The sequence below is a fragment of the Pseudoalteromonas sp. NFXS39 genome (assembly GCF_040148775.1).
Lineage (GTDB): Bacteria > Pseudomonadota > Gammaproteobacteria > Enterobacterales > Alteromonadaceae > Pseudoalteromonas > Pseudoalteromonas apostichopi.
In genome coordinates this window covers 164,787-180,752 of the sequence record NZ_JAGDEC010000006.1, presented here as the reverse complement: position 1 = coordinate 180,752, position 15,966 = coordinate 164,787, and the positions used below count along the sequence as shown (strand labels likewise).

The following is a 15,966-nucleotide window of genomic DNA, read 5'->3' as shown; positions in this document are numbered from 1 at the left end:
TCATTGATTCGATACCAAGCTTAAAGGCGTTTTTTCTGGTTGCTGTTTGTTATTAACGGGCGGCAGTTGTCTGCCAAGTTGCAATAAACTTGGCATTAATATCAAGGTGAATAGGGCACTAATGGCCATGCCACCGACAATCACAGTGGCAAGGCCACGGTAAATTTCTGATCCTACCCCCGGCATTAGCATCAGTGGCAGCATGCCAAATAAGCTGGTTAAGGTACTTAAGTAAACGGGTCGTGCGCGCAGTAGCACAGCTTGGCGAACAGCGTCTTCTCGGCTGAGTCCTGCAGCCATCGCGACACGGGTTTGGTCAACCAACAAAATGGCATTATTTACCACCAGACCGAGCAAGATAATAAAGCCAATCATGGTCAGTAAGTCGAGCGATTGGAAGGTAAATAAGTTAAGCACAAATAGAGCCAGTACACCGCCTGCAATTGCCAATGGCATGACCAGTAAAACTAACGCGCTATCTTTGGCTGACTTAAACAATGCGGTCATTAGCAAGAATAAAATAAACAGAGCCAAGATAAAGTTGATTGTCATCTCTTGCATGGCTGAATTCATCTTTTGTGCATTACCTGCCAAAATCGCGCCGGAGCTGTCGGGCAAACTTGCACGTACTTTTGGCATAACTTGCTCAGAAAGAATGGTTTGTGCTTGCTGCAAACTCATATCTGCTGGTGGTGTGACAACAATACTCACGGTACGGCGGCCATTAACACGTCTAAGTTGGGTTGGTCCCACGGTGCGTTCAATATTGGCAAGCTCGCCTAAGGTTTGAATACCTGAACGCGGGGTCACAATAGGAAGTGCTTTAAGCTCCTCAGGTGTTTGCCATGGAATACCGCGCAAAATTACATTCATGCGTTCGTTGCCATCAAAGTATTCATTAACAAATAACCCGCCTGTATAGGCTTGCACTGCTTGAGATACATCACGACGAGTTAGCCCAGCTTGAGTTATACGACGGTCATTTGGTGTGAGTCTAAGCTCAGGTTCAGCCATATCGAGTCGTGGTTGTGGCCTGGCTGTGGCGTTCGGCATAGCTTCGGTGACAGCTTGTAGCGCCACATTAGCACCTGCAATGAGCTCATCCATATTAGGGCCTGTTAAATCTATATTGATATTACGACCATCACCGCCATTGGCCACTTGGATCATCGACCCTCTAAAGAAGAATACTTGGGTGTCGGGTAAATCAATGAAGATTTCTTCTCGGGCTACTTTCATTAATTCTTCAACGCGTTGTGGATCGGCAGAATAAATAAAGCCGCCAGCATTAGAACCAAACGCATAAAAGTTAAAGTCTTTAATACCCGGCTCTTTTTCGCCTGTGTAATAAGGCATTAAGCGCTTTTTGATACGCATCAGTAGCTCTTCTTCCATAAACTGCACATTGCCGCCAGGCGGGGTATTCAAGTTAAAGAAAAAGCCATCGGTTGGTGCACGCGGCATAAAATCAGTTTTCGGGAGCATGGTCATGGTCGCGACGAGTGAGCCACCTAATAACGAAACAATCCATACTATTTGTTTCACGCGGGTATTGGTAAGCGCCATGATGAAGTTAGTTAGCTTGTGCCAATATTCACGATAAGGATCTGCTTTGAGCTCTTTGTCTGGCCAAAAGTGGTTAGCCAACGGAATAAGTGTAATTGCGCAAATCATAGAGGCAATTACAGCAATGGATAAAGTGAGCGCTAAGTCAGAGAATAACTGCCCTTCAATACCTGCCATAAATAAAATAGGCAAGAAAATAGCAACGCTGGTGGTGGTTGAAGCAAATAAAGCGCCTGTTACTTGAGCAGCGCCTTTTAGCGCGGCTTTTTTACTATCAAAGCCTTCGCTTCTGAGTCTTGCGATGTTTTCTTGCACTATGATGGCGGCATCAAGTACTAAGCCTACAGCAAAGGCAAGGCCCGCCAGTGAAATAACATTTAAGCTGCGATCAAAAATATTCAACGTTAAAAACGCAACTAACAAAGAGACAGGAATTGTCGCTGCAATCACAAACGTGGCTTTTAAGCCTCTAAAGAACAGCCACAAGATTAAACACGACAGCAAAACACCTAGGCCTAAGTTACTTTTAACCAACGACAAGGCATTACGAATATGCACAGAGGCATCAAAACTTAATTCAATCGATAAGCCATTTTCGGCCAGCGGCCCTTCGTTGAGCTCTTTAATGGCAAGGTTAATGTCGTCAAGTAGGGCAACGGTATTGGCTTCGTTAGCGCGCGAAATACGAATGTAATACGCAGGTTTACCGTTTCGGCCACTCATTCCTAAACGGTCAGAAAAAGTGCGTTCTACACTTGCTATATCGCCAAGGTAAATGGGTCTGTCGCCTGAATAGCCAACGCGCATTTGTGCCATGCTCGATAAATCATATTGCCCCGTAAAGCGTACTGTATATTGACGACGGCCAACATTAGCTAGGCCACCGGAAGTATCGCGTGAGCTGGCTAATACATTACTGATTTGGTCAAGGCTGACGCCCAGTGCGGCGGCTTTGTGAGGGTCAAAGGTAATACGTAATTCTTTTGGTCGTTCACTGGCTAAATCAACACGGGCAACTCCAGGTATACGTGCCAAACGGGGCTCAACAAATTCATCGATTTGTTTTTGGAACTGCGCCATGTCTAAATCAAGGCTGTCGCTATTAAAGTCTTTCGGGGTGACCAGTAACGTTGCTGCGGCTTCACCATTATTACCGCCAGCAAATACCACAGGATCAAATGCATCTAATGGCAGGGGCGGCGCTTGGTTAAGGCTAGTTAACACATCAAGCATTGCCTGCTGCATGTTTTGCCCAACAGCAAAAGTCAACGTGATAGAGCCATTACCACGGTTAATGTAAGTATTAACCTCTAGCGCACCCGGGGTGTTTTTTACTGCGTTCTCGAGCGGCTCAATGATCACCGATTCAATCTCTTCAGGCGCAGCTTGGCGCCAGCCAGAAAAAATAGTGATCTGCGGTTGCTCAATATCTGGTGTGAGCTGAATTGGCAGCTTAAAAATGCTCAACATGCCAAACAACATAATCAACACCAAGATGACAATAACACTCGCAGGGTTTTTCAGCGAACTACGTGTCAGATTCATTGTGTGTGTTCCAAAATCAGTTTGTGTGCATTGTAGTGCGATGTAAAAAAAGTGCCAGTGAGGTAAAGGAAATGTATGTCAGAAGTAACGCTGAATGGCCTTAATTACGCGATAAAATGTGTATTTGAAATAAGATGTAACAATTTAACAAGGGGAGCTTTAAGTTTTAAGCCCTAAGCTTTAACTAAAAAGCCTGAAACTAGTCGGCAGTATCTTCTCGAAGCAGGTTGGTAACGTTTTGCTCAAACACACGTTTTACTTCTGCACTGTAGTGATTGTGGTCATTAATGGTGATAAAGGGATTAGTGAAACTAACATCGCAGAAAGTTGTATAACACTGGATTTTAACAGCAACTCGATCTGGGGTTGCAAGGCTATCTAGGGTTGTTTGTAATGCATCAAAAACATATTCTTTGTGAACGTGTGATGTTAAAGCAACTTCAAGTTTTTTGACCTCAACGCGATGTGAATTTGTATCTGTTACAAACAACTCGTATAGGTAGCTACGTGATACAAACAGCAAGATTGCCACAAGATAGAATAATCCTGTGTAATAAAATAACTCTGTGTGGGTAAAACTGCGAAAAGACTTAAACATTTTCACTATTATTTTGTTTGTTTTTTATACTAAAACATATTTTTGAGCGTATCTCAATAAACTAGCTAAAAATCACTGCATTACAGATAATAAAAAAGCGCGAAACTAGTTAGTATCGCGCTTCTTATCTCTAAAATTTAAAGCTCAGTCTTGTTATTCATCAATCGAGCGAAGTAGGGCATTAATACCTACTTTTTCACGAGTTTGTTGATCAACTTTTTTCACTATGATGGCAGCGTATAGGCTGTGTGAACCATCTTTTGATGGCAAAGAACCTGGAACAACAACCGCACCGGCTGGTACTCGGCCGTAATGGATTTCGCCAGTTTCACGGTCATAGATACGTGTGCTTTGGCTGATGTAAACACCCATTGAGATAACCGCGCCTTCTTCAACTACAACGCCTTCAACAATCTCAGAACGCGCGCCAATAAAGCAGTTGTCTTCGATGATAGTTGGGTTTGCTTGAAGTGGCTCAAGTACGCCACCAATACCTACACCGCCCGATAAGTGAACATTTTTACCAATTTGAGCACATGAGCCAACCGTTGCCCATGTATCAACCATTGTGCCTTCATCAACGTAGGCACCAATATTGACATAAGACGGCATAAGCACCACGTTTTTACCTACAAAACTGCCTTTACGTGCAACAGCATTAGGCACAACACGCATACCGCCTTGTTGAAATTGTTCTGGTGTATAGTCGCTAAATTTAAGTGGTACTTTGTCGTAAAACTGATTAACACCATCGTTCATTGGCTGGTTGTCACGAATACGGAAAGACAGTAGCACTGCTTTTTTCAACCATTGGTGTACAACCCACTCACCGCTGATTTTTTCAGCAACACGAGCAGCGCCGCTATCAAGTAATTCAAGCGCATCGATAATAGCTTGTTTTACTTCACTTGATACCGTACTCGGGCTGATGCTATCGCGGTTGTCCCAGGCGTTTTCGATCATGGTTTTTAAATCTGACATAAGATCCTCTTATTCGGTTTCTGCGTTGAGTTTTTTACGCAATGCTTGATGAATTTTAGCTTGTTCTTCGTCTGTTAATGCTTGGTATTCGTTATTTGATACCACGAAGAAATCTTCTGCACGCTCACCAACAGTGGTGATCCGTGCGGCATGAATATGTAATAAGTGTGCTTGAAAAACTTCAGCTATTTTCGTCAACAGACCCGGAATATCCACCGCTTGAATTTCAATTAAACTGCGATCTTTACGAGCATGTGGTCTAAGCACAATTTTTGGTTTGATATTAAAGTCTTTGAAGCGCTGTGAGCGATTCTTCTTAAAGCGAATTTTCTTTTTCGGGTCGCTAATAGCAAGATCTAATGCACGTTTAATACCTTGTGCTCGATTACTCGCAATAGGGTCACCATTGACCTCTAAAATAACAAAGCTAAATAGCACGTAGCCGTCTTTCGTAGTCAAAACTTGTGCATGTTGAATTTGCGCTTTTTTCGAACCAATTACACTGACTAAACGAGAGAATAAACCGCCTGAGTAAGGGCTGTAGGCAAAGACTTGCGTACCGCCATGCATTGCAGTGTTTGAAACTGCAACGCTTGGTTGGCTTAAATCATCACAGCTCAATAAGTGCTCTGTATGCCATGAAATTTGCTGTTCACTAAAGGCTGTAAAGTAGTTAGCTTTAAAGCGGCTCCAGATTAAGTCGATTTGATCTTCGTTACAGCCATGATTCAATAAGCGCTGTTTGGCTTGCTGCTTTTTATCACGTATCTGGTCACGTTGGTCCATCGGGTTTTCAAGCCCTAAACGAAGCGCGCGCTGGGTGTGTAAATAAAGCTCACGAAGTAGGGTGTTTTTCCAATCGTTCCACAAATTATCATTGGTTGCGCGAATATCAGCTAAAGTTAAGCAATATAAGTAATCAAGCTGGCGCTCATTTTTTACTTTACTCGCAAAGTCTTTGATCACATCTGGGTCATTTATGTCTTTACGTTGCGCTGTAACCGACATAAGTAAGTGATTAGCCACTAACCACGAAATTAGCTTGCCATCTGATGCTGGGAAGCGGTGTAGCTTAGCAAATGCGATTGCATCAACCGAGCCCAGTTCTGAGTGGTCGCCACCACGACCTTTCGCAATATCATGGAAAATACCAGCTAAATAAAGTAACTCAGGCTTATCCATACGAGTGACAATTTCACTGCATAACGGAAATTCGCTGACTTTTGATTTATCAAAATACTTATAAATATTGTTGATTAGTTTATGGGTGTGCTCATCCACTGTGTAGGCATGAAATAAATCAAATTGCATTTGCCCGAAGATATTACGCCACTGCGGTAAGTAGGCGGCAATAATGCCGTGTTTATGCATTAGGGTAAATGCACGACCCATACCGTTAGGATGCTTTATTAGGCGTAAAAATGCCTCACGACAAGCGGCGTAATCTTGTAAATCACCTAGTAAACGACGGCGAACTTGACGCATTGTGCGTATGGTACTTGGGTAAATATGGGTGATCTCTGGGTTATCAGCAATGTGTTCGAACAACACAAATAGCTGATCACGGCGGAAGAATACCGATGGATTTTTAACACGAATTTGATGGCCAATGCGCTCAAAGTTACGGTCAAGTTCAATCACAGGTAACTCACCTGCACCCGGTAAAATGCTTTGCTCAAAGTATGAAAGCAGCATTTGGTTAAGCTCACGTACGCGGCTCATGATCCTAAATAAGCGTTTCATCATGCGCTCGACCGAGGCTTTACCATCACTACCAAAGCCGAGAATTTCTGCGGCATGAGGTTGATGATCGAACAACAAACGGTTTTCAGAGCGACCCGCAGCGATGTGCAGCGCAAAACGAATGTTCCAAAGGTTTTCTAAACATTCAGACAGCTCTTGGTATTCTTCGTGAGTAAGATAGCCGTGATTTATAAGTTCTTGTAATGTTTCGGCTCTAAAGTGCTTTTTAGCAACCCAAATAATGGTCTGTAGGTCGCGCAGGCCACCTGGGTTTTCTTTGATATTGGGTTCAAGGTTATAAGCCGTACCATGGCATTTTTTATGGCGTAAACTTTGCTCTTGAACTTTTGCCAAAAAGAATTCGTCTGAGCGCCAAATAGGCGTATCAAGCAGGTGTTTTTTTAGTTTTTCGAATTCGATATGATTACCGAAGATTAATCGGCTTTCGAGTAAGCTGGTGGCAAATGTCACATCTTCGCGTTTTTGTTCTAATGCTTGTTCTATCGTACGAACACTATGACCAATCTCTAAATTAAGGTCCCATAGCATGGTAACGAACTGACCAATTTTTTCACACACAGCTTCACTTGGTTGCTCGCTAACTAGCAGCATAAAGTCGATATCGGAGTAGGGGTGCAGTTCGCCTCGACCATAACCTCCCACAGCAATGAGGGCTAGGTCACTTTCGTGAGCAAGGTTGTAATCGTGAAACAGTTTAATTAATAAGCGGTCGATAAACTCAGCACGGGCATTAATTAAGTTGCTAACGGGTTGTTTTGAGAATTCGTTCTGTAGCCATTTATAAAAATAACTAGAACAGTCGCGATAATCGCTAAGTTGCTCAGCTTGGCTGAGCAACTTTTTTACTTTATTGGGTAATGCCACAGGGGCTGGCTCCTAGTGTTCGATGATCCTGTCGATAGTATCATCTGATCGGAGCGTTAAAATTTCAACACCATTTTCAGTCACTAACAGTGTATGTTCCCACTGTGCAGACAATGAACGGTCTTTTGTTACTACAGTCCAGTTATCTTTTAGTAGCTTACATTGGCGTTTACCGGCATTAACCATAGGCTCGATTGTTAAACACATGCCTGCTTTTAATACTTCGCCAGTACCTGCTTTGCCATAGTGCATCACTTGCGGCTCTTCGTGGAATTCAGCGCCAATGCCGTGACCACAGTATTCGCGAACGATTGAGTAGTTAAAGCCTTCAGCGTATTTTTGAATTGCAGCACCGATATCACCTAAGCGTACGCCTGGTTTTACCATTTTAATTGCAAGGTATAGGCTTTCTTGGGTAATTTCAGCAAGGCGTTTACCTTGAATATTAGGTGTACCAACGTGGAACATCTTAGATGTATCACCGTGATAGCCATCTTTGATCACAGTCACGTCGATATTTACGCTATCGCCTTCTTTAAGCGGTTTGTCATTTGGAATACCGTGACAAATTACATGGTTCACTGAGGTGCAAATTGATTTTGGGAAACCGTGATAATTAAGCGGTGCTGGAATAGCATCTTGAACATTGACAATATAATCATGACAAATTGTATTTAGTTCATCTGTGGTTACACCTGGCACCACATGCGGTTCTATCATTTCTAGTACCTCGGCGGCTAAGCGCCCGGCAACACGCATTTTTTCGATTTCTTCAGGGGTCTTGATCACAGCACTCATTGAGGCTCCAAAGTTGTTTTTCAGGTCAGTTTTTAGTGCACAAATTTTGCACTAGACGTTGAGTTTTCAATTTTAATATGGTATAAAGCGCGCCGTCTTTTTACAAATAAATTCTTAACTGATTTTTTGTATTTAAGGCAAACACAATTTTATTTTAACACACACACGTATCGTCACATACACTTGGGTGCACTTAAGTTACAAATTAACTGCGGTGTTGGTGCTATGGGATATGTGGAGGCCTAACCCTAAATTATAGAGGATTATACAAATGGCAAACGTTTCAATGCGCGATATGCTTCAAGCTGGTGTTCACTTTGGTCACCAAGCACGTTACTGGAATCCTAAGATGAAGCCTTTCATCTTCGGCGCTCGTAACCGTGTTCATATCATCAACCTAGAGCAAACTGTACCAATGTTCAACGAAGCACTTAAGTTCTTATCGAACGCAGCTTCTAACAAAGGTAAAGTACTTTTCGTTGGTACTAAGCGCGCAGCAAGCGAAGCAGTTAAAGAAGCAGCGATCCAAAGCGAGCAGTTCTACGTGAACCACCGTTGGTTAGGTGGTATGTTGACTAACTGGAAAACAGTTCGTCAATCAATCAAGCGTCTTAAAGATCTTGAAGCGCAAAGCCAAGACGGCACTTTCGAGAAGTTAACTAAGAAAGAAGCGTTAATGCTTACTCGTGAAATGGAAAAGCTTGAAAAGAGCCTTGGTGGTATCAAAGACATGGGCGGTCTTCCTGACGCGCTTTTCGTTATCGATGCAGACCACGAGCACATCGCTATCCGTGAAGCTAACAACCTAGGTATTCCAGTTGTTGCTATCGTTGATACTAACTCTAACCCAGACGGTGTTGATTACATCGTTCCTGGTAACGACGATGCGATCCGTGCTATCCAACTTTACACAGGCGCTGTATCAGCTGCGATCACTGAAGGTCGTGAGAACAACATCGTTGCTCAAGCTGAGAAAGACGACTTCGTAGAAGCTGAGTAATTAGCTGTCATCAAGTCTTCATCTAATTAAGGTGAAGACTTGTTATTCTTGTTAAGCGGCCTATACCGCTTCCCTATAACAGAATTCAATTGAGGATATTCTAATGGCTGTAACTGCTGCCCTAGTTAAAGAATTACGCGAGCGTACTGGCGCTGGCATGATGGATTGTAAAAAAGCGTTAACTGAAACTAACGGTGACATCGAGTTAGCGATCGAAAACATGCGTAAGAGCGGTGCTGCAAAGGCTGCTAAAAAAGCAGGTAACATCGCTGCTGAAGGTACAATCTTAATCAAAGAAGGTAACGGTTTCGCTGCACTTCTTGAAGTTAACTGTCAAACTGACTTCGTTGCTAAAGACGCTAACTTCCTTGGTTTCGCTAACCAAGTTCTTGACGCTGCTGCAGAATCTAAAGCAGACATCGACGCACTTAAAGCACAGTTCGAAGAAACTCGTGTTGCTCTAGTTGCTAAAATCGGTGAAAACATCAATGTTCGTCGCGTTGAGTACATCGACGGTGACAAACTTTCTTCTTACCGCCACGGCGACCGTATCGGTGTTGTTGTAGTTGGTGAAGCTGACGAAGAAACACTTAAGCAAGTTGCTATGCACGTAGCTGCGTCTAAGCCTGAGTTCGTAAACCCAGAAGACGTACCAGCTGACGTTGTAGAAAAAGAAAAAGCAGTTCAAATCGATATCGCGATGAACGAAGGCAAGCCTGCTGAAATCGCTGAGAAAATGGTTATCGGTCGTATGAAGAAATTCACTGGTGAGATCTCTCTTACTGGTCAAGCTTTCATCATGGAACCTAAAAAATCAGTTGGCGAAATTCTTAAAGAGAAAGGCGCAACTGTTTCTAACTTCATCCGTTTAGAAGTTGGTGAAGGTATCGAGCGTAAAGAAGAAGACTTCGCTGCTGAAGTAGCTGCTCAAATCGCTGCTGCAAAAGGCGAGTAATTTTCTAACTTAGTGACGTAGGCCAATTAGATGAAATTAATCTGTTATTAGCTTTTGCGTCACTGATGAAAATTCTTTAAAATAACCGCGTTTTATGTGTAACCATAGCGCGGTTATTTTTTATCTCATTACTAAGGCTGGCCCAAATATTATGACTATCAATCGTAAACCTATTTTTAGACGTGTTCTTCTTAAACTTAGCGGTGAAGCATTAATGGGAGACGAAGGCTTCGGCATCGACCCAAAAGTACTTGACCGTATGGCTCAAGAAATTAAAGAACTTGTAGAGCTCGACGTAGAAGTAGGTTTAGTTATCGGTGGCGGTAACTTCTTGCGTGGTGGTTCATTAGCAGAAGCGGGCATGAACCGCGTAGTAGGCGATCACATGGGTATGCTTGCTACTGTAATGAATGGTTTGGCAATGCGTGATGCACTTCATCGTGCATTTGTAAATTGTCGTTTAATGTCAGCTATTCCACTTAACGGTGTATGTGATGCTTACAACTGGGCAGAAGCTATTAGCCTATTAAAATCTGGCCGCGTTGTAATTTTCTCAGCGGGTACAGGTAATCCATTCTTCACGACTGACTCAGCAGCGTGTCTACGTGGTATTGAAATTGAAGCAGATACTGTAATCAAAGCGACTAAAGTTGATGGTGTTTACTCTGATGATCCAGTGAAAAACCCAGAAGCTACACTATATCGCCACTTAAGCTACAATGAAATCATTGATAAAGAGCTTAAAGTTATGGATTTAGCTGCATTTACGCTGGCGCGTGACCACAAAATGCCATTAAGCGTATTTAACATGAATAAATCAGGCGCGCTTAAGCGTGTTATTATGGGCGAAGATGAAGGAACGCTTATCTCTTCACAAGCCTCAGATGAAACTAGCAAATAGATTAGGATTGAACCGTGATTAACGATATCAAAAAAGATGCGTCAGAACGTATGCAAAAAAGTGTTGCGGCACTAGGCAGTCAATTATCTAAAATTCGCACAGGCCGTGCGCACCCAGCATTACTTGATGGTATTCAAGTGTCTTACTACGGTGCTGACACACCATTAAACCAAGTTGCTAACGTAACAATTGAAGACTCACGTACACTTGCAATTAGCGTGTTCGACAAGTCATTAGCGCAAGCAGTAGAAAAAGCGATCATGGCTTCAGATTTAGGTTTAAACCCGATGTCTGCAGGTACAGTTATCCGTGTTCCACTTCCTCCACTTACAGAAGAGCGTCGTAAAGACCTAATCAAAATCGTACGTGGCGAAGTTGAAAGCGGCCGTGTTGCTGTACGTAACATCCGTCGTGACGCAAATGGCGACATTAAGAGCTTATTGAAAGAAAAAGATATTTCTGAAGATGAAGCACGTCAAGCAGAAGACGAGATCCAAAAGCTTACAGATAAGTTCATCAAAGAGATGGATGCACAATTAGCTGCAAAAGAAGCTGAGCTAATGGAAATCTAATTGCTGCTGTTTATCTTTCAGACACTGATTCTGTAAGTAAACAGGCGCAACTAAATTTATTAGTTTTGAAACGCCGTCTAGGGTATACTAGACGGCGTTTTTTTATGGAATACTCGATATTTATGGTTCTTAACGCTGATAAAATTTCCCAGCAAAGTTTGCCTAAGCATGTCGCTATAATCATGGATGGCAACGGACGTTGGGCACAAGCGAAAAATCGCCCGCGTGTTTACGGACACAAAAAGGGCGTTGATGCAGTTCGTCAATCAGTGCAATTTTGTACTCGCTTAGGTATACAGTCGTTAACACTATTCGCATTTAGTAGCGAAAATTGGCGACGTCCAGAAGACGAAGTAAATACGCTTATGGAGCTGTTTTTATTCGTACTGGGCAAAGAAGTTAAAAAGCTTCATAAAAATAATGTAAAGCTAAACATAATTGGTGATTTATCACGCTTTTCAGAAGGTCTGCGCGAGAAAGTTGATGCAGCCCATGAATTAACTCGTAATAATACGGGTCTACAGTTAAACGTGGCAGCTAATTATGGCGGACGTTGGGATATCACTAACGCCGCAACAATGCTTGCGATAAAAGTCGCAGCCGGTGAAATGGCCGCAGAAGATATTACTGAAGAGCTCATGGCCGAACAAATGAGTATGGCCAATCAAGGTGAACTTGATTTAATGATCCGCACCGGTGGAGATTTACGCATCAGTAACTTCCTTTTATGGCAAGCGGCTTATGCTGAGCTTTACTTTACTGATACGCTTTGGCCAGACTTCAATGAAGCTGCATTTGCTGACGCTATCGCATGTTACGTTGCCAGAGAGCGACGATTCGGTTGTACAGGCGAACAAATAAAACAATTACTCGCCGAGACCTAATTACTAGTTGAAGGTACACACATTGCTAAAACAACGAATTTTAACCTCGCTCGTGTTGGCACCACTTGCACTTATTTTGGTTTTTTATACCCCATTAACACTATTTAGTTATATCGCCGCCGGTATTGTTTTACTCGGTGCATGGGAATGGTCTGCATTTATGGGCCTGTGCGATAAAGTTAAACGTTTTGGATTTGTTGCAGCAACAGCGGCATTTTTGGCATTACTTAACTGGCATTGGCCAATAGAATCACTTTGGCAAAATGGTCAATTAGTGGGTGATGCAAATTATTTATTTACCCTGTCATTTGCTTGGTGGATTGTGGCAACTTATTTAGTTTGGCGCTATCCAGCAATGGCAAAAGCATGGAATGAAGGTATTGTGATGCGCGCCATAGCAGGGTTTTTAACTTTAGTACCGCTTTGGCTTGCACTAAATACACTGCGTAGCGCAGGTTACAACGAGTCAACACACTTTGGTTCAATGCTGATTTTAGTTGTGCTAGGAATTGTATGGAGCGCTGATATTGGTGCTTACTTTACCGGCAAAAATTTTGGTAAACGCAAGTTAATGCCAAAAGTAAGTCCTAATAAAACGATAGAAGGTTTATTAGGTGGGGTCGTGGCCTCAGTTATTTTTGTCTTAATATTTTGTCACTTCACTAATGTTGATATGAGTGTTTGGCCCATCTATGCGGTGATGACTGCATTTATCGCATTATTCTCAGCGGTAGGTGATTTACTCGAAAGCATGTTCAAACGAGAAGTTGGTTTAAAAGACAGTGGCTCATGTTTACCAGGTCATGGCGGTATTTTAGACCGTATCGATAGCCTTACTGCAGCTGCGCCTATTTTTGTACTTTGCTACGCATGGACACTGAGTTTATGAGCAAAATAGAGCAACTTGTCGTATTGGGCGCAACTGGTTCAATCGGTTTAAGCACCTTAGATGTTGTTTCTAGAAACCCAGAGCGTTTTGCGGTTTTTGCATTAGCAGCCGGTAAAAATGCCGATCAAATGGCTGAGCTGTGTATCGCGCATCAACCTAAATTTGCTGTCATGGCTGACCAACAAGCCGCTTCAGCACTTTCGAACTTACTCGCTAACAGTTCATGTAACACACAAGTGCTAGCGGGTGTTGAGGCTATGAGTGAACTAGCTGCTCATGCAGATGTTGATACTGTGATGTCAGCTATAGTTGGTGCTGCAGGTCTGCTCCCGACTTTAAGTGCGGTTGAAGCTGGCAAAAAAGTGCTGTTAGCAAATAAAGAATCTCTAGTCATGTCGGGTCAGTTGTTTATCGATAAAGTTAAACAGCATGGCGCAACTTTGCTGCCTATCGACAGTGAACATAATGCTATTTTCCAATGTATGCCAGCATCACTACAAAATGCGTCGGGCTTACTGGCTGACAATGGCGTGAGTAAAATTTTATTAACTGGCTCTGGCGGTCCTTTCTTAAAGCGCGACATAGCTACGTTATCATCAGTAACTGTTGCACAAGCGGTGGCTCATCCTAACTGGTCAATGGGACAAAAGATTTCCGTTGATTCAGCAACCATGATGAACAAAGGCCTCGAGTTTATTGAAGCTAAGTGGTTGTTTAACTGCCATGCTAGTGATATTGAAGTGGTAATTCACCCACAAAGCATTATTCACTCTATGGTGCAATATCAAGATGGCTCTGTGCTTGCGCAAATGGGTAATCCTGATATGCGCACTCCTATAGCGCATGCTTTAGCATTTCCTGAGCGCGTTGATGCAGGTGTAAAACCTCTCGATTTTTCACAAATGGCAGACTTTACTTTCACCAAGCCTGATTATGCGAGATACCCTAATTTAAAACTCGCAATTGATGCGTGTGAAATGGGGCAAGGTGCAACTACTACAGTAAATGCAGCTAATGAAATAGCTGTTGCTGCATTTTTAGATGGTCAAATAGGCTTTACGGATATTTACCGAATCAACGCAGAAACACTCAATGCTACACAAGACATTAACGTGCAAACACTTGAAGAGATTTTAGCTTGTGACCAAGCGGCACGCCTAAAGGCTACTGAGTTTGTAAAAAGAGGCTTCGACTAGCATGTTTGATTTTTTCTGGAACCTTGGTTCATTTATCCTTGCGCTTGGCATTTTAGTAACTGTACATGAATATGGTCACTTCTGGGTCGCTCGTAAAGCAGGTGTTAAAGTACTACGTTTCTCGATTGGCTTTGGTAAGCCATTGATAAAATGGTATGACAAACACAAAACAGAATATGTGATTGCGGCGATTCCATTAGGTGGTTATGTCAAAATGCTTGATGAGCGAGTTGACGAAGTTCCGCCAGAGCAGCGTCATTTATCATTTAATGCCAAATCAGTTAAAGCACGTATTGCTATTGTTGCTGCAGGTCCGATGGCGAACTTTTTATTTGCTATTTTTGCTCTTGCAGTGATGTATATGGTGGGCGTACAGTCGTTAAAACCTGTCGTTGGCGAGGTCTCGCAAGGTAGCCGTGCAGCTGCTGCCAATATTGAACCAAACCAGCAAATTATCAAAATCGGTGAAGACGATATCAACACTTGGCAAGATGCAACATTCTCGCTAATGAGCCGTTTAGGTGAACAAAGTGTTGTGGTAACGCTTCGTGACCAGAATTATCAAAAACATGTACGTACACTCAACCTAGATGGCTGGAAATTAGATCAACAAGATGTTCCGCCATTAACCTCAATTGGTATTGTACCATTTCGCCCTAAAGCACTTTTACAAGTGGCCATGATCAGTAAAGGTTCGGCGGCTGAGGCTGCTGGCTTACAAGTTGATGACAAAATCATTGCCGTAAATGGTGAAAATATCAGCAGTTGGACCAAGTTAGTTTCACTAATTCAGCAATCACCTAACAAATCCTTACAATTTAGTGTACAAAGGCAAGATAGTATAAAAGAGCTAATAGTGACGCCACAAAGCAGAACTAATGATGCTGGTGTTGCACAGGGCTTTCTAGGTGTGTCTCCGGTGGTTGAGCCATGGCCAGAAAACTATATTGAAACTAGACATTATGGCCCTGTCGATAGTATTGTGCTGGGCATACACGAAACATGGCGTTTAATTACTCTTAGTTTTGATATGATTGGTAATTTAATTACCGGTCAGGTATCGGTTAAAAATTTAAGTGGTCCGGTGGGCATTGCAGTTGGTGCGGGAACTAGCGTAAGCTATGGCTTGGTTGCATTTTTAAGCTTTTTAGCATTAATCAGTGTAAACCTTGGCGTATTTAACTTATTACCGCTGCCAGTGCTAGATGGTGGGCACTTAATGTATTACATAATTGAACTTTTTCGCAAAAAACCGGTCTCTGAAAAGACGCAAGAATTTGGTTTTAAAGTGGGGGCCTTGCTGCTTCTGTTTTTAACATGTTTCGCATTGTTCAATGATGTATCGCGTTTATAACAAATAAGCGAAAAATTCCAATTTGAACACGATTGTAAAACACCGCAAAAGTTAAATTTATAAGGTGTTGAGCGGTAATACAGTTGTAAAGGATAAAGA

13 protein-coding genes are annotated in these 15,966 nt (G+C 42.6%); 8 read left to right on the top strand and 5 right to left on the bottom strand.

Annotated features, from left to right (window positions below):
* The 5 genes from J3455_RS12850 to map all read right to left on the bottom strand — a co-directional run bounded on the left by J3455_RS12850 (nt 1) and on the right by map (nt 8,140).
* The gene (locus tag J3455_RS12850) at nt 1-3,111 is read right to left on the bottom strand and encodes an efflux RND transporter permease subunit (protein ID WP_250661070.1); all 3,111 of its coding nucleotides are present in this window, start codon (nt 3,109-3,111) and stop codon (nt 1-3) included.
* A 199-nt stretch (nt 3,112-3,310) separates the two neighbouring features.
* A complete protein-coding gene (locus J3455_RS12845; protein WP_130051010.1) occupies nt 3,311-3,709 on the bottom strand; it encodes a hypothetical protein in 399 nt (132 codons plus the stop codon).
* A 153-nt stretch (nt 3,710-3,862) separates the two neighbouring features.
* The gene (gene dapD / locus J3455_RS12840) at nt 3,863-4,690 is read right to left on the bottom strand and encodes a 2,3,4,5-tetrahydropyridine-2,6-dicarboxylate N-succinyltransferase (protein ID WP_167658377.1); all 828 of its coding nucleotides are present in this window, start codon (nt 4,688-4,690) and stop codon (nt 3,863-3,865) included.
* A gap of 9 nt (nt 4,691-4,699) precedes the next feature.
* The gene (gene glnD, locus J3455_RS12835) at nt 4,700-7,318 is read right to left on the bottom strand and encodes a [protein-PII] uridylyltransferase (protein ID WP_130051012.1); all 2,619 of its coding nucleotides are present in this window, start codon (nt 7,316-7,318) and stop codon (nt 4,700-4,702) included.
* A gap of 12 nt (nt 7,319-7,330) precedes the next feature.
* Nucleotides 7,331-8,140 carry a type I methionyl aminopeptidase gene (map, locus tag J3455_RS12830; RefSeq protein WP_256854704.1) on the bottom strand — a complete coding sequence of 270 codons (810 nt, stop codon included), beginning with the start codon at nt 8,138-8,140 and terminating at the stop codon, nt 7,331-7,333.
* A 247-nt stretch (nt 8,141-8,387) separates the two neighbouring features.
* Between map and rpsB the strand changes: the two genes are divergently transcribed.
* From rpsB to rseP, 8 genes are all read left to right on the top strand, one after another.
* Nucleotides 8,388-9,116 carry a 30S ribosomal protein S2 gene (gene rpsB / locus J3455_RS12825; protein WP_054562046.1) on the top strand — a complete coding sequence of 243 codons (729 nt, stop codon included), beginning with the start codon at nt 8,388-8,390 and terminating at the stop codon, nt 9,114-9,116.
* 103 nt (nt 9,117-9,219) lie between these two features.
* The gene (tsf, locus tag J3455_RS12820) at nt 9,220-10,071 is read left to right on the top strand and encodes a translation elongation factor Ts (RefSeq protein WP_130051014.1); all 852 of its coding nucleotides are present in this window, start codon (nt 9,220-9,222) and stop codon (nt 10,069-10,071) included.
* 151 nt (nt 10,072-10,222) lie between these two features.
* A complete protein-coding gene (pyrH, locus tag J3455_RS12815; protein ID WP_130051015.1) occupies nt 10,223-10,972 on the top strand; it encodes a UMP kinase in 750 nt (249 codons plus the stop codon).
* 14 nt (nt 10,973-10,986) lie between these two features.
* The gene (gene frr / locus J3455_RS12810; protein ID WP_054553121.1) at nt 10,987-11,544 is read left to right on the top strand and encodes a ribosome recycling factor; all 558 of its coding nucleotides are present in this window, start codon (nt 10,987-10,989) and stop codon (nt 11,542-11,544) included.
* A 104-nt stretch (nt 11,545-11,648) separates the two neighbouring features.
* Nucleotides 11,649-12,428 carry an undecaprenyl pyrophosphate synthase gene (gene uppS, locus J3455_RS12805; RefSeq protein WP_349561870.1) on the top strand — a complete coding sequence of 260 codons (780 nt, stop codon included), beginning with the start codon at nt 11,649-11,651 and terminating at the stop codon, nt 12,426-12,428.
* Nucleotides 12,429-12,450: 22 nt separating this feature from the next.
* Nucleotides 12,451-13,317, top strand: coding sequence for a phosphatidate cytidylyltransferase (locus tag J3455_RS12800; RefSeq protein ID WP_130051017.1), 867 nt, complete (start codon nt 12,451-12,453; stop codon nt 13,315-13,317).
* Complete coding sequence (gene ispC, locus J3455_RS12795; RefSeq protein WP_178927210.1) at nt 13,314-14,513, top strand: 1-deoxy-D-xylulose-5-phosphate reductoisomerase; 1,200 nt, start codon at nt 13,314-13,316, stop codon at nt 14,511-14,513. Before J3455_RS12800 ends, ispC begins: the two co-directional genes overlap by 4 nt.
* Before the next feature lies 1 nt (nt 14,514).
* Nucleotides 14,515-15,867, top strand: coding sequence for a sigma E protease regulator RseP (gene rseP, locus J3455_RS12790; protein WP_178927209.1), 1,353 nt, complete (start codon nt 14,515-14,517; stop codon nt 15,865-15,867).
* The last annotated feature ends 99 nt before the right edge of the window (nt 15,868-15,966 follow it).